At 60.4% G+C, this 23,559-nt stretch carries 23 protein-coding genes; 15 read left to right on the top strand and 8 right to left on the bottom strand.

Features of this window, described 5'->3' with window-relative positions:
• The first annotated feature begins 90 nt into the window (after positions 1 to 90).
• Complete coding sequence (locus BFQ04_RS01230; protein WP_065949219.1) at positions 91 to 1,266, top strand: integrase core domain-containing protein; 1,176 nt, start codon at positions 91 to 93, stop codon at positions 1,264 to 1,266.
• Positions 1,267 to 1,593: 327 nt separating this feature from the next.
• Here BFQ04_RS01230 and BFQ04_RS01235 read toward each other — a convergent pair whose 3' ends face one another.
• Both BFQ04_RS01235 and pobA read right to left on the bottom strand, forming a co-directional pair.
• Entirely contained in the window at positions 1,594 to 3,096 is a 1,503-nt protein-coding gene (locus tag BFQ04_RS01235) for an MDR family MFS transporter (RefSeq protein ID WP_083217891.1), read from the bottom strand.
• A gap of 66 nt (positions 3,097 to 3,162) precedes the next feature.
• The gene (pobA, locus tag BFQ04_RS01240; protein ID WP_065949221.1) at positions 3,163 to 4,356 is read right to left on the bottom strand and encodes a 4-hydroxybenzoate 3-monooxygenase; all 1,194 of its coding nucleotides are present in this window, start codon (positions 4,354 to 4,356) and stop codon (positions 3,163 to 3,165) included.
• 180 nt (positions 4,357 to 4,536) lie between these two features.
• Here pobA and BFQ04_RS01245 point away from each other — a divergent pair, with 180 nt between their 5' ends.
• Positions 4,537 to 5,403, top strand: a complete 867-nt coding sequence (locus BFQ04_RS01245) for a helix-turn-helix domain-containing protein (RefSeq protein ID WP_065949222.1) — start codon at positions 4,537 to 4,539, stop codon at positions 5,401 to 5,403.
• Between the two features lie 179 nt (positions 5,404 to 5,582).
• Here the strand turns inward: BFQ04_RS01245 and BFQ04_RS01250 are convergent, their stop codons facing one another.
• Both BFQ04_RS01250 and BFQ04_RS01255 read right to left on the bottom strand, forming a co-directional pair.
• Positions 5,583 to 5,762 carry a hypothetical protein gene (locus tag BFQ04_RS01250; RefSeq protein ID WP_057723028.1) on the bottom strand — a complete coding sequence of 60 codons (180 nt, stop codon included), beginning with the start codon at positions 5,760 to 5,762 and terminating at the stop codon, positions 5,583 to 5,585.
• A gap of 100 nt (positions 5,763 to 5,862) precedes the next feature.
• Complete coding sequence (locus BFQ04_RS01255; protein WP_065949223.1) at positions 5,863 to 6,768, bottom strand: LysR family transcriptional regulator; 906 nt, start codon at positions 6,766 to 6,768, stop codon at positions 5,863 to 5,865.
• Between the two features lie 106 nt (positions 6,769 to 6,874).
• On the opposite strand from BFQ04_RS01255, the gene BFQ04_RS01260 reads away from it, so the two are divergent.
• From BFQ04_RS01260 to BFQ04_RS01275, 4 genes are all read left to right on the top strand, one after another.
• Entirely contained in the window at positions 6,875 to 7,741 is an 867-nt protein-coding gene (locus BFQ04_RS01260; RefSeq protein WP_139111883.1) for an MBL fold metallo-hydrolase, read from the top strand.
• 35 nt (positions 7,742 to 7,776) lie between these two features.
• Complete coding sequence (locus BFQ04_RS01265) at positions 7,777 to 8,391, top strand: NAD(P)-dependent oxidoreductase (RefSeq protein WP_065949225.1); 615 nt, start codon at positions 7,777 to 7,779, stop codon at positions 8,389 to 8,391.
• Positions 8,392 to 8,675: 284 nt separating this feature from the next.
• Entirely contained in the window at positions 8,676 to 9,863 is a 1,188-nt protein-coding gene (locus BFQ04_RS01270; protein ID WP_065949226.1) for a cyanate transporter, read from the top strand.
• Positions 9,864 to 10,000: 137 nt separating this feature from the next.
• Positions 10,001 to 10,957, top strand: a complete 957-nt coding sequence (locus BFQ04_RS01275) for a LysR family transcriptional regulator (RefSeq protein WP_065949227.1) — start codon at positions 10,001 to 10,003, stop codon at positions 10,955 to 10,957.
• 28 nt (positions 10,958 to 10,985) lie between these two features.
• Here the strand turns inward: BFQ04_RS01275 and BFQ04_RS01280 are convergent, their stop codons facing one another.
• From BFQ04_RS01280 to BFQ04_RS29585, 3 genes are all read right to left on the bottom strand, one after another.
• Complete coding sequence (locus BFQ04_RS01280; protein WP_065949228.1) at positions 10,986 to 11,372, bottom strand: 5-carboxymethyl-2-hydroxymuconate Delta-isomerase; 387 nt, start codon at positions 11,370 to 11,372, stop codon at positions 10,986 to 10,988.
• Between the two features lie 52 nt (positions 11,373 to 11,424).
• A complete protein-coding gene (locus BFQ04_RS01285; protein ID WP_065949229.1) occupies positions 11,425 to 12,348 on the bottom strand; it encodes a LysR substrate-binding domain-containing protein in 924 nt (307 codons plus the stop codon).
• Between the two features lie 199 nt (positions 12,349 to 12,547).
• Positions 12,548 to 12,694, bottom strand: a complete 147-nt coding sequence (locus BFQ04_RS29585) for a hypothetical protein (RefSeq protein ID WP_175413233.1) — start codon at positions 12,692 to 12,694, stop codon at positions 12,548 to 12,550.
• A 198-nt stretch (positions 12,695 to 12,892) separates the two neighbouring features.
• Here BFQ04_RS29585 and BFQ04_RS01290 point away from each other — a divergent pair, with 198 nt between their 5' ends.
• Together BFQ04_RS01290 and BFQ04_RS01295 are read left to right on the top strand one after the other, a co-directional pair.
• On the top strand, positions 12,893 to 14,200 hold the full coding sequence (locus BFQ04_RS01290) for an MFS transporter (protein ID WP_065949230.1): 1,308 nt from the start codon (positions 12,893 to 12,895) through the stop codon (positions 14,198 to 14,200).
• Positions 14,197 to 14,955, top strand: coding sequence for a substrate-binding domain-containing protein (locus tag BFQ04_RS01295; protein ID WP_065949231.1), 759 nt, complete (start codon positions 14,197 to 14,199; stop codon positions 14,953 to 14,955). Before BFQ04_RS01290 ends, BFQ04_RS01295 begins: the two co-directional genes overlap by 4 nt.
• Here BFQ04_RS01295 and BFQ04_RS01300 read toward each other — a convergent pair.
• Positions 14,947 to 15,849 (bottom strand): LysR family transcriptional regulator, encoded by a 903-nt coding sequence (locus tag BFQ04_RS01300; RefSeq protein ID WP_065949232.1) that lies wholly within the window; start codon positions 15,847 to 15,849, stop codon positions 14,947 to 14,949. The genes BFQ04_RS01295 and BFQ04_RS01300 overlap by 9 nt on opposite strands.
• A 478-nt stretch (positions 15,850 to 16,327) precedes the next feature.
• Here BFQ04_RS01300 and BFQ04_RS01305 point away from each other — a divergent pair, with 478 nt between their 5' ends.
• The 7 genes from BFQ04_RS01305 (at position 16,328) to BFQ04_RS01335 (ending at position 23,185) form a co-directional block, all read left to right on the top strand.
• The gene (locus tag BFQ04_RS01305) at positions 16,328 to 17,179 is read left to right on the top strand and encodes an STAS domain-containing protein (RefSeq protein ID WP_065949233.1); all 852 of its coding nucleotides are present in this window, start codon (positions 16,328 to 16,330) and stop codon (positions 17,177 to 17,179) included.
• 2 nt (positions 17,180 to 17,181) lie between these two features.
• Positions 17,182 to 17,544, top strand: a complete 363-nt coding sequence (locus tag BFQ04_RS01310) for an STAS domain-containing protein (protein ID WP_017254285.1) — start codon at positions 17,182 to 17,184, stop codon at positions 17,542 to 17,544.
• Positions 17,541 to 17,945 (top strand): anti-sigma regulatory factor, encoded by a 405-nt coding sequence (locus tag BFQ04_RS01315; RefSeq protein WP_065949234.1) that lies wholly within the window; start codon positions 17,541 to 17,543, stop codon positions 17,943 to 17,945. The genes BFQ04_RS01310 and BFQ04_RS01315 overlap by 4 nt, the downstream gene beginning before the upstream one ends.
• Positions 17,936 to 18,943: an ATP-binding protein gene (locus BFQ04_RS01320; protein WP_083217893.1), complete on the top strand. Its 1,008-nt coding sequence runs from the start codon at positions 17,936 to 17,938 to the stop codon at positions 18,941 to 18,943. Before BFQ04_RS01315 ends, BFQ04_RS01320 begins: the two co-directional genes overlap by 10 nt.
• Complete coding sequence (locus BFQ04_RS01325; RefSeq protein WP_065886284.1) at positions 18,936 to 19,799, top strand: sensor histidine kinase; 864 nt, start codon at positions 18,936 to 18,938, stop codon at positions 19,797 to 19,799. Before BFQ04_RS01320 ends, BFQ04_RS01325 begins: the two co-directional genes overlap by 8 nt.
• Positions 19,789 to 21,714 carry a response regulator gene (locus tag BFQ04_RS01330; protein WP_065949235.1) on the top strand — a complete coding sequence of 642 codons (1,926 nt, stop codon included), beginning with the start codon at positions 19,789 to 19,791 and terminating at the stop codon, positions 21,712 to 21,714. Before BFQ04_RS01325 ends, BFQ04_RS01330 begins: the two co-directional genes overlap by 11 nt.
• Before the next feature lie 244 nt (positions 21,715 to 21,958).
• Complete coding sequence (locus BFQ04_RS01335) at positions 21,959 to 23,185, top strand: MFS transporter (RefSeq protein WP_065949236.1); 1,227 nt, start codon at positions 21,959 to 21,961, stop codon at positions 23,183 to 23,185.
• Positions 23,186 to 23,559 lie beyond the last annotated feature (374 nt).

A 23,559-nucleotide genomic window follows, 5' to 3' on the forward strand; every position in this document is an offset into this window, starting at 1 on the left:
GGTATGACTCACCCACATGGGTTACAAATCAGTTCACGCACATAGGTAACAGTTTTTAACTGGCAGGGTCGATTTCGCGAGGATCTGACCATGCCCTGGAAAGAGCTGAAACCTATGGACCTTAAAGTAATGTTCATTGCCGATTACCTGTCCCAGAAGCACAGCCTTAGCCAGCTGTGCCGGGACTATGAGGTCAGCCGCAAGACTGGGTATAAGTGGATCAGGCGTTACGAGGCAGAGGGCCCGAGTGGGCTTGATGAACGTAGCCGCTGCCGCCACAACCAAACCTACGTGGTGCCCTTGGCTGTGAAACAGGCAATCGTTGAATTTCGCTTAAGTGGCGAGACGATCCCCGGCCCGAAAAAGATTCAGAATAGCCTCATGCAGCGTTTCCCAGATCAGGATCCGCCCTCGAAGACGACCATTTACAACATTCTCAAGGCAGCTGATTTGATTACCCCCAAGCCATTGCGCCGACGGGTGGCTGTGTATCCCAAGCCTTTACGCAAGGCAGAAAATCCCAACCAGTTGTTCAGCGCTGATTACAAGGGCCAATACCTGACCGGAGCAGGGATTTGGTGTTATCCGCTGACGATCATGGATCATGCCAGCCGGTTTTTGCTGGCGTGCCAGAGCATGAGCAGCACCAATCTGAAGGAAACCCAGCAAACCTTCGAAAGGGTTTTTCGCGAATACGGCCTGCCAGAGCGTATTCGTACTGACAATGGGATACCGTTTGCCAGCACCAGTCGTGCAGGGCTGTCACAGCTGTCGATTTGGTGGATGAGACTTGGGATCATTCCTGAGAGGATCGAGCCAGGTCGCCCAGATCAGAATGGGCGGCATGAGCGCATGCACCGGACGCTGAAAAGTACATTACCTCACCCGTCGGCAATTGCGTGGGAAGCCCAGCAGCGACACTTTGATCGCTTCCTGCAGCACTACAATTACGAGCGTGGACATGAGGCGCTTGGCCAGAAAACGCCTGCTGCTTGCTATACGCCTTCAACTCGAATGTACCCAGAGACGCTACCGGAAATGATCTATGCGAGTCATATTGAGAGTTACCTGGCCGACAGTAGCGGAATCATCAATCGAGGAGGCATGCGGGTTTATGTTGGCAATCTACTTTGTCACCAGACCATCGGAATGGAGATGATCGGTGATGGGGTATGGAATGTAATCTTCGGTCCTGTGATCTTGGGCCATGTGAATGCGAGAGATGCAAAGAACGGTTATGTCTCAATCAAAGTGTCACCTATGTGAGTGCACTTTTTTGTAACCCATGTGGTTGACCCGTACATGCCCCACCACTCGGCACCTCGCTTAGGCTCGGTGTGCCCGAACGAAGGCTTGAATCCGTGGTTTAACGGGGCGCCTGAGATCAAGATCAAAAGCAGATCAAGATCAAGAGCGACTCGCTTCGCATCGTGGTTACGGTTGAGCGCTACAGAGTTGTGTAGATACCTATGCCCCGATGAGGGAGGGTCAGTGAGTGCATCCGTAACTGACACACCGCCATCGGGGGCAAGCCCCCTCCCACATTTGGACCAGGATCGGCAAAAGATACCGATCGACTCTAAGGCCGGCGTGCTAACGCCCCCGCAACACCCGATCAGGCATCGCAATAGCCGCCGCCAACCCCAACACCGACACCCCCGCACTCACCATCAGCAAATGCCGAAACGTCATCGCCAACTCCCCCCGCAACGCATCCCGCGCCGCCCCCGGCGCAGCGTTGAGCCCATCGAGCAGCACATTACCGGTGCTACCCTCGGTCAGCAGCGCACCACTGGCCAAGTGGGCAAAACTGGCATCGCGCAACAACGCCAACAGCAAGGCCGACATGCAGGCCACCCCCACCGCCCCGCCCAGGGAACGGAACAGGTTGGTGGTGCTGGTCGCCACACCAATGTCCCGCTGCTCCACCGAGTTCTGCGTACCCACCAACGAGGTCGGGAACTGCATGCCCGCAGCGATGCCGCACAACAGCATGAACAGCGAGGTGAGCCCGACGGCCTGGGGCGCGCTGAAGGCCATGCCGAGAATCGCCAGGGGACTCAACACGGCGCCACTGAGGATCATCGGTTTATATCGGCCGGTCACTAAGGTCATGCGCCCGGCGAAATACGCGCCCATCGGCAAGCCCATCGCCAGGGGCAGCAGGTGCAGGGCCGCGCTGTCGGCACCGGCACCGGTCACGGTCTGGTAACGCAGGGGCATGAGCACGGTCAGGGAAATCGCCTGGAAGCTGGTAATGAATATCGTGCACCAGCACAACACCGCGCTGCGGTTGACGAACAAGTGCATGGGCAGCAACGGCTCGCGCGCACGGCGCTCATGCCAGACGAACACGCTCAACGCCAACAGCGCACAGAGCAGCAGCCCGAGCACTTGATCGTCACGCCACGCACGGCCCTGGCCGATTTGTGTGATGCCGAGCAACAAGGCGGTCAGGCCGATGATCATCAGCACGGTGCCCAGGTAATCGATGATCGGCTTGCGCTGCGGCACCGGCAACCCCACCAGGGTGCGATGGGCCACATACCAGGCGACAGCGCCCAACGGCAGGTTGATCAAAAATACCCAGCGCCAGGACAGGTACTCGGTCATGTAGCCGCCCAACACCGGCCCGGCGACACTGGCCACCGCGTACATGCTGCTGAAGTAGCCCTGGTAACGCCCACGCTCACGGGGCGCGATGATGTCGCCGATGATCGCCTGGCTCACCGAAATCATGCCGCCAGCACCGATGCCCTGGATAATCCGCGCCAGCACCAGTTGCTCCATGCTGTGCGCCATGCCGCAGAACAGCGAGGCGACGGTGAACACGCCCATACCGATCAGCATCATCGGCCGCCGCCCATACAGGTCACCGAGCTTGCCGTAGATCGGCACCGCCACTGTCATCGCCACCATGTAGCCGGAGATCACCCAGGCCAGCAGGTTGACGTCATGGAACTGCGCGGAAATGGCCGGCATCGACACGGCGACAATGGTCTGGTCCAGGGCGCCAAGAAAGATCGCCAGCATCAGCGCGGCAAGAATGCTGCGCACGGCGGGAACAGTGGGAGCGGACTGATTGAGAGGGGTCACGGCACAACCTTCGAGCAAGGCCCGCAGGCAACGGCAGCCTGCGGAAATGCTGAATACGATAGCAGGCTATTCAATAGCCTCATAAGGAAGCCCGACGTAATTTTCCGCAATGGTTGTGCGCCCGGCCTCGGAACCCATGAAGTAGTCCAGTTCGCTCTCGGCAATGCGCTGGGTGAAGCCATCCGCCTGGGGAAACTGATGCAGCATCGACGTCATCCACCAGGAAAACCGTTCGGCCTTCCACACCCGCCGCAGGCAGATGGCAGAGTAGCGCTCGAGCAATTCCACGCGCCCCTCGCCATACACCTTGAGCAGGATCCGAAACAACGTACTCACATCACTGGCCGCCAGGTTCAAGCCCTTGGCCCCGGTAGGCGGCACGATATGCGCGGCATCGCCGAGCAGGAACAGGCGCCCGTACTGCATAGGCTCCACCACGAAACTGCGCAGCGGTGCGATGCTTTTTTCAATCGACGGGCCGGTGACCAGGTGTTCAGCCAGGTCGACCGGCAGACGGGTTTTGAGCTCTGCCCAGAAGCGCTCGTCCGACCAGTCGGCCAATGGCTCCTGTGCCGGAACCTGCAAGTAGTAACGGCTGCGGGTCAGCGAACGCATGCTGCACAGCGCAAAGCCACGCGGGTGCGTGGCGTACACCAGCTCCGGGTGCACCGGCGGCGTATCGGCAAGCATGCCCAGCCAACCGAAGGGGTAGACCCGCTCGAACACCTGCAGCGCCTCGGACGGAATCGATTGACGGGCCACCCCGTGAAAGCCGTCACAGCCCGCGACGTAATCGCACTCCAGGCGAAAGGCCTGGCCCTGATGCTCGAAGGTCAGCCAGGGCTGATCACTTTTGAGGTCATGGGGCTGTACGTTTGAGGCTTCGTAGAACGTCGTGGCGCCGACAGCCGCACGGGCCGCCATCAGGTCGCGGGTGACTTCGGTCTGGCCGTAGATCATCACTGACTGGCCACCGGTCAGAGTCTTGAGGTCGATGTGGGTGAGTCGGCCATCGCGCGCCAGGGCGAAACCGTCATGCACCAGGCCCTCGGTGTCCATGCGTCGGCTGACGCCGGCCTCGCGCAGCAGGTCGACCATGCCTGGCTCCAGCACCCCGGCGCGGATGCGGCCCTGCACGTGGTCGGCGGTCTGGCGCTCCAGGACGAGGGTCTGAATGCCAGCGTTGTGCAGCAGTTGGCCGAGCAGCAATCCGGAGGGACCGGCGCCAATAATGGCGACTTGGGTTTTCAGCGTTTTCATTATTTTTATGGCCTGCTGGCTTCACCCGAACCGAACGAGTGAAAGAGTTGTCATTGGACGTGTGGCTGACATTTTTCACCTGAGCGAGCAGCATAAGAAGGTGAAAACTGCTTTAAAGCCTGCGCTTTTTGCCAATCGGGGCGATTACCGCACCACTATCCTGAGTATCGGATTGAAAACATGACCAACACCGCGATTCCGGTCTTCAAGCTTTACGGGGAAAGCCAACAGTGGCCGACTCCCGATTTGTTGCACTGCGAAACCATTTCCCGGCGCAGTCGGGAATACCAGTGGGAAATCCAGCCCCACCGGCACGCGGACTTGTGCCAGTTGCTTTACGTGCATAAAGGCCAGGCACACCTGGAAATCGAAGGCCAGCGCACCACGCTCAACGAGGCGAGCCTGCAAGTACTGCCGCCGCTGTGTGTGCACGGATTTCGTTTTTCCGAAGAGGTCGAAGGGTACGTGGTGACCCTGTCGGCGCCCCTGGTCAGCCATTTACAAGCGCAACTGGGCAGCACAATCGATGGCCTGCACACCCTCGGCAACTATCCCGCAGGCAAGGACAGCGACTACCTCAATAACCTGTTCGTGCGTTTGCAGGACGAATACGCCGACGAACAACCGGCACGGGACATGATGATGCACGCCCTGGTCAGCGTGCTGCTGGTGTGGGTCAGCCGCCAGGCGATCCAGCGCCGCCACCCCAGGACGCCACGCAACCGTGAGTATTTCCGACGTTTTACCCAACTGGTCGAACAGCATTACCGCGAGCACCCAAAGATTGAAGACCTGGCCCACAAACTGGGCATCTCGGTCTCCCATCTCAATGGCACATGTCGGGAGTTGGGCGGGCAGCCGGCGTTGCAGATCATGCATGACCGCCAGTTGCTGGAAGCCAAGCGTTTGTTGACCTACACCAGCATGACGATCAATGAAATGTCCGAGGTGCTGGGGTTTTCCGACCCCACCAACTTCTCACGGCTGTTTCGCCGCCGGGTGGGATTTTCGCCCAAGGCTTTTCGCGAGCAGTTGAAGCAGAGCTGAATGTGCGAGGGGGCAAGCCCTAATACTGTAGGAGCGAGCTTGCTCGCGAAAAACTCACAGGCACCGCGTTCATTCAGGAAGCGCGCGTTATCGTTGACGTTTTTCGCGAGCAAGCTCGCTCCTACAGACTGACGTCAGGGCTTGCCCCCTCCCACATTGGATCTGCAGTGCTTTGAGAATCAACGCAGGGCGCTGAAACTGCCAGTGTGCGGGACGCATTGATTTTGATGGCAACTGATGGCGAACGCCGCCGGCTGCATACGCGTCTGCTCAACGCGATAAGCGGCTGTACCGTACAGCGCGGTGGCCAAGGCGCACAGGCTGAAAATCGTCAGGTATTTTCTGGTTTTGATACTCATGGCACGGACCTCTGAACGGATCTACCGGCTCCTGTTTCAAGCATAGGTCAGATAGGGCAAGTTGCCATGATTGCAGGCCATTCAGCGCGCTTATATCGCCTCAGAGCCCGATGTCCCAGTCAGGCTCCTCGGGGAACCGCTGCACCAGGAAATCCAACAGGCTGCGCAACGCCGAGGGCATGTGTTTGCGTGAGGCGTATACCGCGTAGATATTCATCTGCCGCGGCTGCGCATCCGGCAGCAAGCGCACCAGTGTGCCGCTGCGAATCAGCTCACCGGCTTCATAGCTGGGCAACATAGCGACTCCTGCGTCGGCCAGGGTTATGCGCAATAAAGTACCGGCCTCATTGGCGGTGATATTGCCGTGCACCGCCACTGACACATGTTCACCCCTCTCTTCGAAATGCCACAGGCTCTTGCCAAAATAGGAATGGGTCAGGCAGTTGTGCCGGGCCAGGTCTTCGACTTTCTGCGGTGCCGGATGCTCGCGCAAATAGGCAGGCGTGGCGCACACCACCGAGCGGCACACCGTCAGGCGTCGGGCGATCAGGTTCGGGTCCAGGTCATTGCTGGTGCGGATCGCCAGGTCGATACGCTCGTCCACCAAATTCACGGTGCGGTCGAGCATTTGCAGGTCGACTGTCACCAACGGATGGCGTTTGACGTACTCGGCAATGGCGGCGCCTAACTGCGCCTGGCCGAACGAGGTGCTGACACTCAGGCGCAGCAGGCCACGGGGGGTCTCATCGGGCTCGCTGACGGCGGCCTGCATATCGCCGCAAAGCTCCAGCAATTGCCGGCAACGTGGCAGGGTTTCGCTGCCGGCGGCGGTGAGGCTGAGCTTGCGCGTGGTGCGGTGCAGCAGGCGTGCACCGACCCAATCCTCCAGCTCGGCCAGGTAACGCGAGACCACTGGGCGCGACAGGTCCAGATGATCGGCGGCGGCGGATTGGCTGCCCAGATCCACCACGGTGACAAACACGCGCATTGCTTGGAGACGATCCATGATTTGCCCGATTTCAGAAACAAACTATGTCCCAGCATCGCATTTTTTGTGGTGTTTTATGCAACTAAGCTCTGTACACCCCTTACCGATGGCAGGAGCTGCCCCGATGTTCTCGACGTTCAAACGCTTGACCCTGGCGACTGCCGCCCTGGCCTTTACTGCTCATGCGGTGGCGGCAGACTTGAAACTTGACGTGTACAACCCGGGCGAAGCCGCGATCTTCCCGGTCAGCTCGGTGCTGGTCAGCGGCGCCAAGGACGCGATCCTGGTGGACGCGCAATTCGGCAAGGGCCAGGCCGAGCAACTGGTGCAGAAAATCCGTGCCAGCGGCAAGCACCTGACCACCATCTATATCAGCCACGGCGACCCGGACTACTACTTCGGCCTCGACACCCTGGCCGCCGCCTTTCCTGACGCGAACGTGCTGGCGCCACAAGCGGTGGTCGACCATATCAACGCCACCGTCGCCGGCAAGCTGGCGTTCTGGGGCCCGAAAATGGGTGCCGACAAACCGGCCAGGACCCTCGTGCCGCAAGTGCTCAAGGGCCACAGCCTGACGCTGGAAGGGCAGCAGCTGGAAGTCATCGGCCTGGACGGCCCGCAGCCGGATCGCAGCTTTGTGTGGATTCCGTCGATCAAGGCGGTGGTCGGTGGTGTGGTGGTCGCGCAAAACATCCACGTATGGATGGCCGATACCCAGACGGCACAGTCCCACAAGGATTGGCTGGCCACCCTGCAACGTATTGAAGACTTGAAGCCGACCACCGTGATCCCGGGCCACTACCTGGGCACCCCATCACCCGCTTCGGTCACGTTCACCGCCGACTACATCAAGGCCTTCGACATCGAGACCGCCCGGGCCAAGGATTCCGCCGCCCTGATTGCGGCCATGAAAAAGCGTTACCCGAGCCTCGCCGAGGAAAGCTCGCTGGAACTGAGCGCCAAAGTCGCCAAGGGCGAAATGAAGTGGTGACTGGTTTTAAACCCTGACCTTTACTGGAGAACGTCATGAGCAAAATCGCAATCATTGGTGCCACCGGCCGTGCCGGTAGCCAACTGCTGGAAGAAGCACTGCGCCGTGGGCATACCGTCACCGCCATCGCGCGCAATACCGACAAACTGGCCGCACGCCCAGGCGTCACGGTCAAACAAGTGGATGCGCTGGAGGCCGATGCCCTGCAACAGGCCGTGAGCGGCAGCGACGTGGTGATCAGTGCCGCACACTTTGCCACCTTGCCCGCCAGCGCCGTGCTCGGCCCGGTGAAAAAAGCCGGAGTGAAACGCCTGCTGGTGGTGGGTGGCGCCGGTTCGTTGCTGTTGCCGGACGGCAGCCGGGTGATCGACAGCCCGGGCTTCCCGGCAGAATACAAAGCTGAAGCCAGCGCAGGGGCAGCGTTTCTCGACGCGCTGCGTCAAGAGCAGGCACTGGATTGGACCTTCCTGTCGCCGTCGGCCCTGTTCGATGGCACCGAGCGCACCGGTCAATTCCGCCTGGGCCAGGATGATCTGCTGGTCGGCAGTGATGGTAAAAGCTCGATCAGTTTTGCCGACTTCGCCATTGCCATGATCGATGAAGTGGAAACGCCGAAGCACTCGCGTCAGCGTTTCACCGTGGGCTACTGATACACCGGATCTGTACTGTGGGAGCGTACACCGCCGTCTGTAGGAGCGAGCTTGCTCGCGAAAAACTCACAGGCACCGCGTTCATTCAGAAAGTACGCGTTATCGTTGACGTTTTTCGCGAGCAAGCTCGCTCCTACAGACTGGCATCAGGGCCTGCCCCCTCCCACATTTGAACGGTGGCGTATCCGGCGCCTGCAATTTTTCAATAGGGCCAATGACTTTCTCATTTGCCCAGCCTCCCCCTCCCATGGCCTGATTCGCCCTTGTTCACCCAAGGCAGGCCCATGCAAAACATTCAGGCAAAACCCACCACCGCCGTGTGGCTGATGATCAGTGTAGTGCTGGTCGCCCTTAACCTGCGCCCGTCGATGGCGGCCGTAGGCCCCTTGTTGTCGTCGATCCGCGCTGATGTGCCGCTCAATTTCAGCAGCGCGGCGTTGCTGACCATGTTGCCCGTCATGAGCATGGGCCTGGCGATGTTCTTCGGCATGGGCCTGGCCCAGCGCTTTGGCGAATACCGCAGTGTCGTGGTGTCGCTGCTGGTGATTGGCGCGGCGACACTGTCGCGGTTGTGGCTGGATTCGGCGTTCGAGCTGATTGTCAGCGCCATGGCGGCAGGCGTCGGGATTGCGCTGATCCAGGCGCTGATGCCGGCGCTGATCAAGTCGCGCCCGGGCGATAACGTTTCATTGTTCATGGGCCTGTATGTCACCGCGATCATGGGCGGCGCCGCACTGGCCGCGTCGTTTGCACCGTTTGTGCAAGTGCACACCGGCAGTTGGCGCATCGGCCTGGCGATGTGGGCGGGGCTGGCGCTGCCGGCGCTGGTGTTCGGGTACGCCCAGCGCTCGACGTTACCCGCTTTGCCTCGGGTCGACAGCGGCCCGCAGGCATCCTTTTTCGGCAATCGCCGGGCCTGGTTGCTCGCCCTGTTTTTCGGCTTCGGCACGGCGTGCTACACCTGCGTGCTGGCGTGGCTGGCGCCGTATTATGTCGAGCAGGGCTGGACTGAACAGCATGCCGGCTTGCTGTTGGGTTTGCTCACCGCCATGGAAGTAGTCTCCGGCCTGGTAACGCCCGCCATCGCCAATCGCCGCCGGGACAAGCGCGGCGTGGTTGCGGTATTGCTGGTGCTGATCATGGTCGGCTTCGCCGGCCTGATCCTCAGCCCCCGGCACCTGAGCCTGCTGTGGCCGTGCCTGCTCGGCCTGGGTATTGGCGGCCTGTTTCCAATGAGCCTGATCCTGTCCCTCGACCACCTCGATAACCCGCGCCGTGCCGGTGGCCTGACCGCATTCGTGCAGGGTATCGGCTACCTGATCGCGGGCCTGTCGCCGCTGATCGCCGGAATGATCCGCGACCAGTTGGGCAGCTTCGAAGGGGCGTGGTGGTCATTGGCGGCGGTAGTGGCGGTAATGCTGGTGATGGTTACGCGCTTCAATCCGGTGCATTACGCAGGACATATCCGCTGAGGTCGTGTTGTAAACACTATTTGTCTCACCCAAAACATAGAAGAGTCCTACAGAGCTTTCTATTGGTACGAGCGTTCCGTTAACATTTTGCTCAGTCTTGTACTGAGTTCGGTACAAAGGGTTTACGGACGAAACCGATGCTAAACAGTAACTTGCTCAGAAAGCTCGATATGCAGGACTTGATGGTGTTTATCGCTGTCTACGACCAGAGCAGCGTTACCGATGTGTCCGAAACGCTGTTCGTCAGTCAGTCCACCGTCAGCTACAGCCTGAAGAAACTGCGCACCAGTTTCGAAGACGAGTTGTTTATCAACACGCGAGCGGGCATGCGTCCGACGTACAAGGCCACCACGATGTACGGCCACGTACAGAAAATCCTCGAAAGCATCAACCTGTGCCACGCCGGTGGCCAGGCCTTCGACCCGACCCGCGAGGCCGTGACGTTCAATGTGTGCGCCCCGGAATACTTCGAACACCTGATCCTGCCGCGTCTGCTGAAAACCTTCGACCGCGCCGACCTGCCGGTGATCGTCAATGTGCAAAAGCTGGAAGCCGACATTCCCGCCGATGACTTGCGCGAAGGCCGCCTGGACCTGGTGATCTGCTTCGGCCCGAACTTTCACCGCGCCCATAAAGACTTCAAGAGCCAGATGCTGCTCGAAGACGACCTGGTGTGCGTCTTCGACAAACGCTCGGCGCCGCGGGAAACGGCACTCAGCCTGCAAGCCTTCGTCGAGCGGCGCCACGTGTTTCCCACGCCGTGGACCTCCGCCACCAACATGATCGACGGCTGGCTGGCGCGCCAGGTGCAAAAACGCCAGGTGATCGCGCGGGCCAACAGCTACAGCGCGGCGTTGAAGATGATCAGCGGCACAGATTTCATCGTAACGTTGCCCCGCCGCGTGCAGAAGCTGCTGGCGTCGACCTCGGCGTACGGGTGTTGCGAAGCCCCGCAGGGTTTACCGGGCTTCACCCTGGACATGCAATGGAACCAGACCAGCGAACAGGACAGCGCCAATACCTGGCTTCGCGAGCAGGTCGTCAAGGTGTGTGAGGATGAAGCGGCAAGCGGCAAGTTAAAAGCGGCAAGTTAAAAAACGGCAAGAGGCGCCACGGTCGCTTTTAACTTGGCGCTTGCAGCGTGTCACTCCCCACTGCTTGTTTGCTATACGCATCGCGGTCCATATCACGCAATTCAACGCTCAGTTGCACCTGCACGCCCTCAGGCCACGGGCCCAGATCCTGCAGCACCGCCAGCAGGCTTTGCGACAGTTGCTGCTTGACCTGCGGCGAGCGCCCGCTGAGCAATGCCAGACGTACCGCGACAAACCCCCGCTCATTCAAGCCGGTGCCTACGCGAAAACTCTCGATTTTCACCGCCCGGCTCTTGATGTCGAACTCGGCGCCAAACTGACCGGAAGCCACCAGCGCATGGTTGAGGCGCAACAGAGCCTTGTCGGTGTCCAGTTGCGCCAGGTTGGCGGTGTATTCAAGGTGCAGATGCGGCATGGGTTTCTCCGAGCTTTTTTATAGGAAGACGGCTGAATATACACCACGCGCTTTACCCCGGGAGCGCAAGCGCTCGATCACTCATGAACGCCTCCAACCGTGAGCGCATCCAGCGTTCCGCCGGGTCGGTGTCGACGTGGCTGAGCCAGACCATCGACAAGTCCAGGGTCGGCGTTTCAAACGGAAACGCCTCGCAAAACAGGTTCCCGCCGGCAGCCATGGCCTGGGCCGTGTAGTCCGGCAGGCTGGCGATCATGTCAGTGCCGGCGAGCAATGCCGGCAGCGAGCTGTATTGCGGCACCGACAGCACCACGTGCCGCTTGCGCCCCATTTCGGCCAGCCACTCATCGGCAAACCCGGCCACGTTGGCGGTGTGGGACACCAGCACATGGGGCCGTGCGCAATATTCGTCGAGGGTCAGCGGTGTGTCGGACGCATCAGCGCGCAACAGGCAAGGCCGGATATGCCGCAGCAGCTTGCGCTTGGCATTCGCCGGCAGGCCGCGGGTCTGGGTGATGCCGACGGTGATATCTCCAGAGGCGAGCAGGTCGGGAATGCGCCAGTAATCCACATGCTGCACCACGAACACCACCTGCGGCGCTTCCTGGCGCAGCGCCCGCAGCAATGGCGGCAGCAGGCCGAACTCAACGTCATCGGACAGGCCGATACGAAAGGTCATGGTGCTGATGGAGGGGTCGAAATCATGGGTCAGGCTCAAGGCCGACGACAGTGAATCCAGGGCCGGCGACAAGTGCCGGATAATTTCCTCCGCGCGTGCGGTGGGCTCCATGCGGTGGCCGACGCGAATGAACAACGGGTCATTGAACAAGGTGCGCAAACGATTGAGGGCCGAACTGATGGTCGGCTGGCCGAGAAACAGCTTCTCCGCCACCCGCGTCACGTTGCGCTCGAGCATCAGCGCTTCGAAGACCACCATCAGGTTGATATCGGCCTTGCGTAATTCATTGCGATTCATCGGCGCCTGCCCCTCCCCCAAGACAAGCCGCAGTTTAGAAAGGCAACGGGGGCGGCGTCTATGTCGGTCGACGCATCGGCTTTTATGCGGGAATGGGCTCGCCCGCGATTGCGGTATGCCAGTCAACCCATGCGTCGACTGATTGACCGTAATCGCCGGCAACCCCACTCCCACGTTTGAATCGTGTTCACCCTTGAAATCAGGGCTTGAGCGGGCGCTCCTGATCCTGCTCGGAAAGCTCGGTACCGTCGTCGGGGTGCTTCCAGGTCTGCGGTTTTTCTTCCTCGGGCCACTGCCGAGATTGTTCACGCTCTGACTCATTGTGCTGTTTGTGTTCGTTACCCATAGCCACCTCCCATTCGTAAGCATTGGACACAGCTTCAAGCGTAGAACAGGGCGGGCAATGCGGGCAGCCTTTTGAATTGATAGCCAACACACATCAATCCATCCAAATTTGTCACTTATCATTTCTAAATGTGTCAGCCACTATCCCAAGTCTTAAGCGAAACAAGCACTTTAAAAAGAACGCTGGAGACACAAAACCATGACTAGCCCTTCCCGGCCTGCGGCTACTCCTTCGAAAGTAGGCGCCGTACTGCGCGTTACTTCGGGCAACTTCCTCGAACAGTTCGACTTTTTCCTGTTCGGGTTCTATGCCACTTACATCGCCGCCGCCTTCTTCCCCGCCGCCAATGAATTCGCATCATTAATGATGACCTTTGCCGTGTTCGGCGCAGGTTTCCTGATGCGGCCCTTGGGCGCGATCATTCTGGGTGCCTATATCGATGACGTGGGCCGTCGCAAAGGCCTGATCATGACGCTGTCGATCATGGCCAGCGGCACGTTGTTGATCGTGCTGGTGCCCGGTTATCACACCATTGGCCTGTGGGCACCGTTGCTGGTGCTGCTGGGCCGCTTGTTGCAAGGCTTCTCGGCCGGTGCGGAACTGGGTGGTGTGTCGGTGTACCTGTCCGAGATGGCCACCCCGGGCCGCAAGGGCTTCTACACTAGCTGGCAGTCGGGCAGCCAGCAGATTTCCATCGTGGTTGCCGCCGCACTGGGCTATGGCTTGAACGTATGGATGGAGCCGGCTGTCGTTGCAGACTGGGGCTGGCGCATTCCCTTCGCCGTGGGTTGCGTGATCATTCCGTTTATCTTCGTGCTGCGGCGTAACCTGCAGGAAACCGAGGAGTTCGCCAAGCGCAAGCACCGCCCGACCATGCGTGAAGTGATGGCCACCCTGGTGAAAAACTGGACCGTGGTCATTGGCGGCATGCTGATGGTGGCAATGACCACCACCGCGTTCTACCTGATTACCGTGTACGCACCGACCTTCGGCAAGACCGTGCTGCAACTGAGCACTTCCGACGCGCTGCTGGTGACGTTGCTGGTGGCGGTGTCGAACTTTGTCTGGCTACCGATCGGCGGCATCCTGAGCGACCGCTTTGGCCGCAAGCCGGTGCTGATCGCCATGACAGTGCTGACCGTTCTCACGGCTTATCCAGCGCTGTCCTACGTGGTCAACGCGCCAAGCTTTGCACACATGCTGGAAACCCTGCTGTGGTTCTCCTTCCTCTACGGTATGTACAACGGCGCAATGATCCCGGCGCTGACTGAGATCATGCCGGTGGAAGTGCGCGTGGCGGGTTTCTCCCTGGCCTATAGCCTGGCAACCGCTGTCTTCGGCGGCTTCACTCCCGCGATCTCGACCTGGTTCATTCACATCACCGAGGACAAGGCTTCGCCCGCCTACTGGATGATGTTCGCTGCGCTGTGTGCCCTGTGTTCCACCCTGGCGCTGTATCGCCGCGCCAACACCCGTGGCCAGGTCATGCAGGGGGCCGCGCAATGAAGCCGTTGTTCAAAACCCTCACCGCCGTGGTCCTTGGCGCCTTGGCGCTGTCAGCCCAGGCTGAAGAGCTCAAAGTGATGACCTCCGGCGGCTTCACCGCTGCCTATAAACTGCTCGGCCCGCAATACGCCAAGCACAGCGGTGACACCCTGGACACTGTCCTCGGCCCGTCCATGGGCAAGGCGCCGGAAGCGATTCCCAACCGCCTGGCCCGTGGCGAACATGCCGATGTAGTGATCATGGTCGGCTACGCCCTGGATGAGCTGATCAAACAAGGCAAGGTCGACCCCGCTTCCCGTGTGGAGTTGGCGGATTCGCGGATTGGGTTGGTAGTGAAGGAAGGCGCGACTAAACCTGCGATCAATACTGACGCCGAGCTCAAGGCCGTGCTGAGCAAGGCTGAATCCGTTGCCTATTCGGACAGCGCCAGCGGTGTGTATGTCGAGAAGGAGCTGTTCAAAAAGCTCGGCATGCCGGCCAAGGGCACCATGATCGAACGCGTGCCGGTGGGCGAACAGGTGGCCAAGGGTGACTACGAAGTCGGCTTGCAGCAGGTGGCGGAATTGTTGCCGGTCAAGGGCGTGACGTTTGTCGGCAAGATCCCGGAAGACGTGCAGTCCGTTACGCGTTTTGCCGCGGGCATTCCGGTCAACGCCGAACACCCGGAAGAGGCCAAGGCATTGCTGCAGTTCATGGCGTCGCCCGAAGCTCAACCGGTGGTGCAATCCACCGGCCTGGACTCGGTGTCACGCTGACCGAAACGGCATCTCCCGCACCAACCGCTCCAACTCCAGCGCCGCCGGCGGCAATGTCCGCCCGCGGCGCTTGATCAAGCCCACATTGCGCATCACCTGCGGTTCCACCAGCGGCACACTCACCAGAATCGGGTGCTCACACGCCGGCATCGCAATCGACGGCACCATCGCCACGCCCAGCCCCGCCTCCACCAGCCCGATCATCGTGGTAACGTGGTGGGTCTCGCAGATACTCGGCTTTTTCACCCGCACACCGCGCAGTGCCTGATCCAGCAGGAAGCGGTTGCCCGAAGTTTTGTCCACGCTGATGTAGTCATGCTCGTAGGCTTCGGTCCAGGTCACGCTTGCACGCGTGGCCAACGGATGGTCACGACGACAGGCCAGCACATAGCGCTCCTGCAGCAACAGCTCGAACTCCACTTCATCGGCCAGGCTGCCGCTGAAACTCACGCCAAAATCCGCCTCGCCACTTTCTACCGCATTGCACACTTCACCGGCACTGGCATCCAGCACCCGCAGGCGAATCTTCGGATACAGCTTGTGGAATTCGGAGATGACGTGGGGCATGAAGTAATACGCAGTCGACGGCACACAGGCGATGGTGACATTGCCCATGCGCGTGGACGCGACGTTACTGATGCCCATCAAGGCGATGTCCAGGTCGTCGAGCATGCGTTCGACCTGAGGCAGGAATGCACGGCCGACCATGGTCAGGCTGACTCGCCGCGTGGTGCGTTCGAACAGCTTTACATCCAGGGCCGACTCGAGCTTTTCGATGCGCCGGCTGAGCGCGGGTTGCGAGATTCGGATGGCCTCGGCGGCACCGCGAAAACTGCCCTTGTCTACCACGGCGCGGAAGGCTTGGAGGTCATTGAGGTCGAAGTTGATGATCACGGAAGGCAAGCCAGGATGGACGATGTGGCGGGCATTATCGTATGGGAGCGGGTGGGACGCCATGCGCACCGGGTCGGGTCTGCGGACATAGTGCGATGCAGCCTCTACGGCAGTGGCTGCGCGCGTTGTCGACAGGCTCATCAGCCACTGCGAACGCTTTTCTCTGTGTCCCTTGCGTGGCACGCGCCGTGACGACCTGCTGACTGACTTGCGCATCACGCATTACCGACACAGCACCGTCATTGCATTTAAGGTAAACACGGCGAACAAAACAGTGTCGATCCTCGGCGTGTTTTATGGCGGGCAACGCTATGCAGGATTGCTTTAGCGTCGGCAGGGTTGATGCGCATGGATCCAACGGTTCGACGCGGGCGAAACCTGCGCAACTTCGATACGAAAAGCACTCCAAATACTTCTAAATTCTCCAGTTTAGTATAAATTGCGTGCAGCTCATTCGAGGCACTCAAGGAGGTTACCCGTGGCAACTCTGCAAACGAACACAATCCAGGCGCTGCATGAAAATCGTAACGCTCTCCTTGACGAATGGAACACCAGCCTTGAGGCTTCGGGTGCCACGCGTAACGTGAAGGGTGACGATGTCAAACAGCAGACCCGCGAATTCCTCGAACTGTTGAGCGCCGCCCTGCACCAAGGCGGCTCGCAAAATACCAACCACGAAAACTGGGCGCAAACGCGAGTATTCCTGGAGAAACTGTCCCACAGTCGTGCCTTGGCCGGGCAGGACTCGCAACAGACCGCCAGCTTCATTTTCGCCCTTAAAGGGCCACTGTTTACGTTGCTGCAACGCGAGTACGCCGAGCAACCGGCGCAACTGAGCGAACAACTCTGGGAGATTTCCGAACTGCTCGATGCGCTGGGCATGCACACCATCCGCACCTTCCAGAAATCCCGTGAGTCGGTGATCAAGCGCCAACAGGAAGAACTGCTGGAACTCTCCACGCCGGTGGTCAAGCTGTGGGATGGCGTACTGGCCCTGCCGATGATCGGCACCCTGGATTCGCAACGCACCCAGGTCGTGATGGAATCGCTGCTGCAGCGGATCGTCGACACCGGCGCGGAGATCGCCATTATCGACATCACCGGCGTGCCAACCGTGGATACCCTGGTAGCCCAGCATCTGTTGAAAACCGTTACCGCCATCCGCTTGATGGGTGCCGATTGCATTATCAGCGGCGTGCGTCCACAGATCGCCCAGACCATCGTGCACCTGGGCCTGGACCTTCAGGGTGTGGTGACCAAAGCCAACCTCGCCGATGCATTGGCCCTGGCGCTCAAACGCCTGGGCGTCAATATCACCAAGGCTGTTTAAGCATGGAACGCATCCCTATTTTGCAGATGGGCGAGTTTTTGCTCGTGACCATCCAGGTGGACATGCACGACCAACTCGCGCTGACCTTGCAGGACGACCTGTCCGAGCGTATCAGCCGCACCTCGGCGCGCGGCGTGCTTATCGATATCTCGGCGCTGGACATGGTCGACTCCTTCATCGGGCGCATGATCGGCACCATCTCCGGGTTGTCCCGGATCATGGATGCACAAACCGTACTGGTCGGCATGCAGCCTGCGGTCGCCATTACCCTGGTGGAGTTGGGCATGACCCTGCCCGGCGTCGCGACCGCACTCAACGTCGAGCGCGGCATGAAGCTGTTGCGCGACCGGGTAGAACACTCATGATCCAAGCCAGCAGCGGCACACACCCTGTGCTGATAGAACAGGACGTTGTGCTGGCTCGACAATTGGTACGCAGACTGGCCCAGGACTGCGGCATGCGCCTGATCGACCTGACCAAACTGGTCACGGCGGTCAGCGAGCTGGCGCGTAACACCGTGGTCTATGGCGGGGGTGGCTACATGGACTGGGCCGTGATCGAGAAAGACCACCGCCCGGGCGTACGCCTCACGTTTCGCGATGAGGGGCCGGGCATTCCCGACCTCAAGCTGGCGATGACCGACGGCTGGACCTCCGGCGGCGGCCTGGGCCTTGGGCTCACCGGAGCCAAGCGCCTGGTAGACGAGTTTGAACTGGACACCGAGCCTGGCAAGGGTACCCGCGTGACGATAACCCGATGGGCCTGAATATTCCCAGCGCGCTCACGCACGTACTGTTGATTGAAGATACCAGCCAGATCGGCCACGCCCGGCGCACGGCCCAGCACTTAGCCGAGTCGCTGGGCTTCGATGAGACCGATGCGGGGCGCGTAGCGCTGGTCGCCACCGAGCTTGCCAGCAATATCCTCAAACATGCCACGCACGGTGAGTTGCACCTGCGCGCCACCGGCAACGGCGGCGTCGAGATGATCGCCATCGACCGTGGGCAAGGCTTTGATATCGACAGCGGGCTGGTGGACGGTTTTTCCACCGGGGGCACCCAGGGCATCGGGCTGGGGGCAATATCGCGCCTGGCGCAGGTGTTCGATGCCCATGCCGATCAGCGCGGCGCGGCGATACTGGCCAGGCTGACGCCGCGTGCCGCAACGACCCGGGATATTCGCTATGGCGTCAGCCAGCACTCGCTGCATAACGACCCTCACTGCGGTGATGCCTGGCACCTGGCGATCGAGCCTGGGCGGTTCAGCGTAATGATGGCCGACGGGCTCGGCCATGGCGAATACGCCGAGCAGGCAGCCCGAGCGGGAGAGGAGGTGTTTGCACAAAATGCCTTCATGGATTCGACGGTACTGATGAGCGATATGCACATCGGCATGAACGGCACCCGTGGCGCCGCCATGGCGGTGGCCCAGTACGATGCCGTGGCCGAGACGCTCAGGTTTACCGGCATCGGCAATATCGGCGGCAGCCTGATCGGGCCTGGCAAGCCGCGCGGCCTGGCCTCACACCCGGGTATCATCGGCGTGCAGTTTCGCAAGGCCCAACCCTTCGACTATGCTCAGGTGGCCGATCAGTTGCTGATCCTGTACAGCGACGGCCTGCAATCACGCTGGAATCTTTCGGACTATCCGGGGCTCGTCCACCGCCACCCCGCCCTGATTGCCGCCATCCTGCACCGTGACTTCTGCCGCGGTCGGGACGACGTTACTGTCTTCGTGATTGCCCTGGAGGCCATCGATGGCTGAAACCACTGCCTCGCTCGCCGCCGAAATCCAACGCCTGCGCCAGGAAGCGGATGCCCTGCGCGCGGAGTTGGATGAAACCAACCAGGGCGTGCTGGCGCTGTATGCCGAACTGGACATGCAAGCCGACCAACTGCGTGAGGCGTCAGACCTCAAGAGTCGTTTCCTGTCGTACATGAGCCATGAGTTCCGCACACCCCTGGGCTCGATCCTGAGTATCACCAGCCTGCTTGCCGACGAACTGGACGGCCCGTTGAGCCCGGAGCAACACACCCAGGTCGGGTTTATCGCCAGCTCGGCGCGCGAATTGCGCGAGATGGTCGACGACTTGCTCGACCTGGCCAAGATCGAGGCCGGGCGCATCACTATTTCTCCGGCCTGGTTCGATATGTTCGACATGTTTTCGGCGCTGCGCGGCATGTTCCGCCCCATTGTGGACGCATCATCGGTCGACCTGATCTTCGAGAAGCCTTCCGGCCTGCCCAAGCTCTATACCGATGACAAAAAACTCGCGCAAATACTGCGCAACTTCATTTCCAACGCCCTGAAATTCACCCTGCAGGGCGAAGTGCGGGTCTCGGCGCGTATGGAGAGCGAACACGAGATCCGTTTTGCGGTGCAGGACACCGGCCTGGGCATACCCGCCGAGTTGCACAACAACCTGTTCGAAGACTTTTCCCAGATCGACTCACCGCTGCAGAAACGCCTGCGCGGTACCGGCCTGGGCCTGTCACTGTGCAAGCGTTTTGCCCAGTTGCTGGGCGGCAGGGTCGGTGTTGAAAGCACGCCCGGCGTAGGCTCGCTGTTCTTTGTAGTTATCCCTCTCTCCATTGCCAGCGAGAACGTCGATGAAACGTGAGATCCAGCTGCTGATCGTCGACGACAATGCCGCGACGCGCTACGCCCTGCGCAGACGCCTCGAGCGCCATCACTACCTGGTGCTCGAAGCCGGCACGGGCCAGGAGGGGCTGGACCTGATCGCCACGGGAAAAATTGATGCGCTGATCCTCGACGTCAACCTGCCGGACATGAGTGGCTTCGACATCGTGCGCCGTTTGCGTACCGACCCGAACACCGCCTTGCTGCCGGTGGTGCACGTGTCGGCGGCGTCCATCGAGACCGGCGACATCATCACCGGCCTGGACGCCGGGGCCGACGCCTACCTGATCCACCCGATCGACCCCGAGGTGCTGCTGGCGACGCTGCGCACCCTTTTGCGCGTGCGCGACACTGAATACGCGCTACGGCAAAGCGAGGCGCGTTTTCGAGAGATCTTCTTTAATATCAGCGCGCCGATTGCAGTGCTGGATGCGCAACTGAAGGTCCACGAATGCAACCACGCATTCGCCCAGTTGATTCACGACAACCTCAACCCCGATGCCCTGCTTGAATGCTTCGCCGGCGACCAGTATGCAGTGATCCAGGAGCTGTGCCTGCGCCTGGCGGCCGGCGAGCGTTGGAAAGGCACGCTGCAGATGAAAGTCGACGGCCAACTGCGCGAAACCGAATGGCAGATCTCGCCCTATGACCGCGCCGAGCTGAGCCTGGTATTTGTCGAGGACGTGACTGAATACCGCCATCGCGAGCGTCATCAACAGGCCGAACTCGCCAACGCGGCGACCCGCCTGGCACGCACTGAGGCGCAACTGCTCCAGGCCCAGAAAATGGACGCCCTGGGCAAACTCACCGGCGGTATCGCTCACGACTTCAACAACCTGCTCACCGGTATCATCACCAGCCTGGAGCTGATCAAGAAGCGTATCGAAAGCCAGCGCACCGATAAGGTCCTGGGCTATGCCGACGCCGCGCTCAGTTCTGCCCTGAGCGCCGCCGGCCTGACCAACCGCCTGCTCGCGTTCGCCCGGCAGCAGCCGCTGGACACGCGGCCTATCGATATCAACGCGCATATCCGTTCCGTGGAAGAACTGCTGGTACGTACCATCGGCGAACACATCACCTTGAAACTGGAGCTGACCAATAACGCCGCCGTGGCGATGGTCGACCCGATCCAGCTGGAAAGTGCAGTGCTGAACCTGGTGATCAACGCCCGCGATGCGCTGCCCAAAGGCGGCAATATCTGGGTGACCACCTACCCTGCCTACTCCAACGGCAACCTCAAGCTGGAAGACGGTCCCTACATCGCGCTATCGGTAAGGGACAACGGCGTAGGCATCGAGCACAGTGTCATCGACAAGGTGTTCGATCCCTTCTTCACCACCAAGCCAGTGGGCCAAGGCACCGGCCTGGGCCTGTCGACCATCTACGGTTTCGCGCGCCAGTCCGGCGGCGATGCGCAGATCCGCAGCGTCACCCGCCAAGGCACTGAAGTGACGATCATGCTCCCGGCCGCGGAAGGTCCTGCCTCGGTGACCACCCGATCGTTGGCAAAGCCGGGCAAGAGCAAAGGTGAACATATACTCATCGTCGAAGACATGCCTTCGGTGCGCAGCTTTGTCGCCGAAGTGCTGGCAGACGCCGGTTACCACTGCAGCCTGGCAGCCGACGGTGACGAAGCGATCGCTATCTTGAAAACCGACCTGACGATCAACCTGCTGCTCACCGATGTCGGCCTGCCCTACATGACCGGCCGTGAACTGGCTGACTTCGCCCGTGGCCTGCGCAACGATTTGCCGATCCTGTTCATGACCGGCTACGCCGAGAATGCAGCGAATCGGCAAAATTTCCTGGGTGAACGCATGGACCTGATCACCAAGCCGTTTCACATTGACGAACTGCTCGGAAAGATACGCCAAGGCCTGGAAGCAAAGTCCTAGCGTCGTTGATAACAGCTCGAACCACGCCACCGCTTCGTTCAGCCAAGTCGCCAACTGCGCCACCTCGCGACTGCCAGCTGGCTTTTACTGTTTTCCAAGCGCCTGCCAGGGCGACGCATCGATTGCGCTGATGATTACTATCGAACCGAGCGCCTGCTCAATTACCACCACTGGTTTCTATAATCGCTCCGAATTCCCTCCCCCTCGCCTGTTTCAGGCGACGCTTACCCCGGAACTGAACGCCATGCCCAATGCCAACCAGGCCCCTCGCGGCCTTCCCGAACATAATCAGCAAAGTGTCAAACAGCAGTGGTTGGCGATTCTTTCGGTCGCCGTGGGCGCTTTCGCCCTGGTGACCAGCGAGTTTCTGCCGGTGGGCGTGCTCAACGACGTTGCCAGCGACCTCGGCATCAGCGCCGGCCACGCGGGCCTGATGGTGACCCTGCCGGGCATCATGGCCGCCCTCGCGGCGCCGCTGCTGTCGGTGATCATTGGCAAAATGGATCGCCGCTACCTGCTGATCGGCCTGACATTGGTCATGATCATCGCCAACCTGGTCGTGTCTCTGGCCAGTGACTTCAGCCTGCTGCTGTTCGGCCGCGTGTTGCTGGGCATCAGCATCGGTGGTTTCTGGGCGACGGCCATCGCCCTCAGCGGTCGCCTGGCGCCCAGGGGAGTGGACGTGGCCAAAGCCACCTCGATCATCATGATGGGCGTAACGCTGGCCACCGTACTGGGCGTGCCCGTCGGTACCTGGCTGAGTGGCCTGATGGGCTGGCGCATGACCTTCCTGGTCACCGCGCTGCTGGGCGTACCGGTACTGCTGGCGCAGGTCTTCCTGTTGCCTCGACTCTACCCGGAGAAGGCCATCCTCGTGCGTGACTTGCCGGCGTTGTTTATCAACCCACGTGCCCGAGTCGGACTGATCGCCGTGTTGCTGATCGGCCTGGCGCACTTTGCCGCCTACACCTATGTCGCGCCGTTCTTCAAGAACAGCGCCGGCTTCGATGGGCCAACGATCGGTTCACTGTTGTTGATGTTTGGCGTGGCCGGTGTGGCAGGTAATATTTTTGCCGGTTTCGCCGCCAACCGCAGCGTGCGTCACACCCTGCTGCTGGTCGCGCTGATGATCGGCACCAGCACCGCCCTGTTCCCCTACTTCGCCACCGGCATGATCGGCGCCACGATGCTGATCGCGCTGTGGGGCTTCGCCTTTGGCGCCTTCCCGGCGTGCGCCAGTATCTGGATGTTCGTGGTCGCGCCCAAGGACGTGGAACGTGGCATGCCGCTATTCGTTGCGCTGTTCCAAGTGATCATTGCGCTGGGCTCGTTCTTTGGTGGACAGATCGTTGACCACCTGGGTACTTCGGTATTGTTGAGCCTGGCCACAGCGCTGGTGGGCGCAGGTTTCGTCACCGTGTTGGTGCTGGGTCGTAACATCAGCAATCGCCTGGCCGCTCAACCGGCCTGACCAGACAACACACTGAAAAGCCTGCTGAGCATTGAGCTCGGCAGGCTTTTTTGTTTCAGGCCGTTATTTATCTAACTACCTATCCCGCAGAACGTAAGCGACCATTTCGCAAAGGCTTGGTAACGAGAATTCCCGCAGTGAAACTTGAGCATCCAAGCCTCTAAGCTAGCCTCAGAAGGGTCGCCGCAGTGGCGACGTACTTGCCAGGGAGCTTATATGCCAACGAGATATCGTGATGCAGTCACAGGGGAATACGTGACAGAAGGTGAGGCAAAGAAACGGCCGAGGGAGACGGTCAAGGAAACGGATAAAAAGTCGCCAGCAAAACCGAAGGGTAAAAAGTAGGATCAAAGAATGAAAGCGATTGCCGTATG

Origin of the sequence: Pseudomonas sp. 37 R 15, assembly GCF_900004865.1 — a bacterium.
GTDB classification, from domain to species: domain Bacteria; phylum Pseudomonadota; class Gammaproteobacteria; order Pseudomonadales; family Pseudomonadaceae; genus Aquipseudomonas; species Aquipseudomonas fluorescens_AM.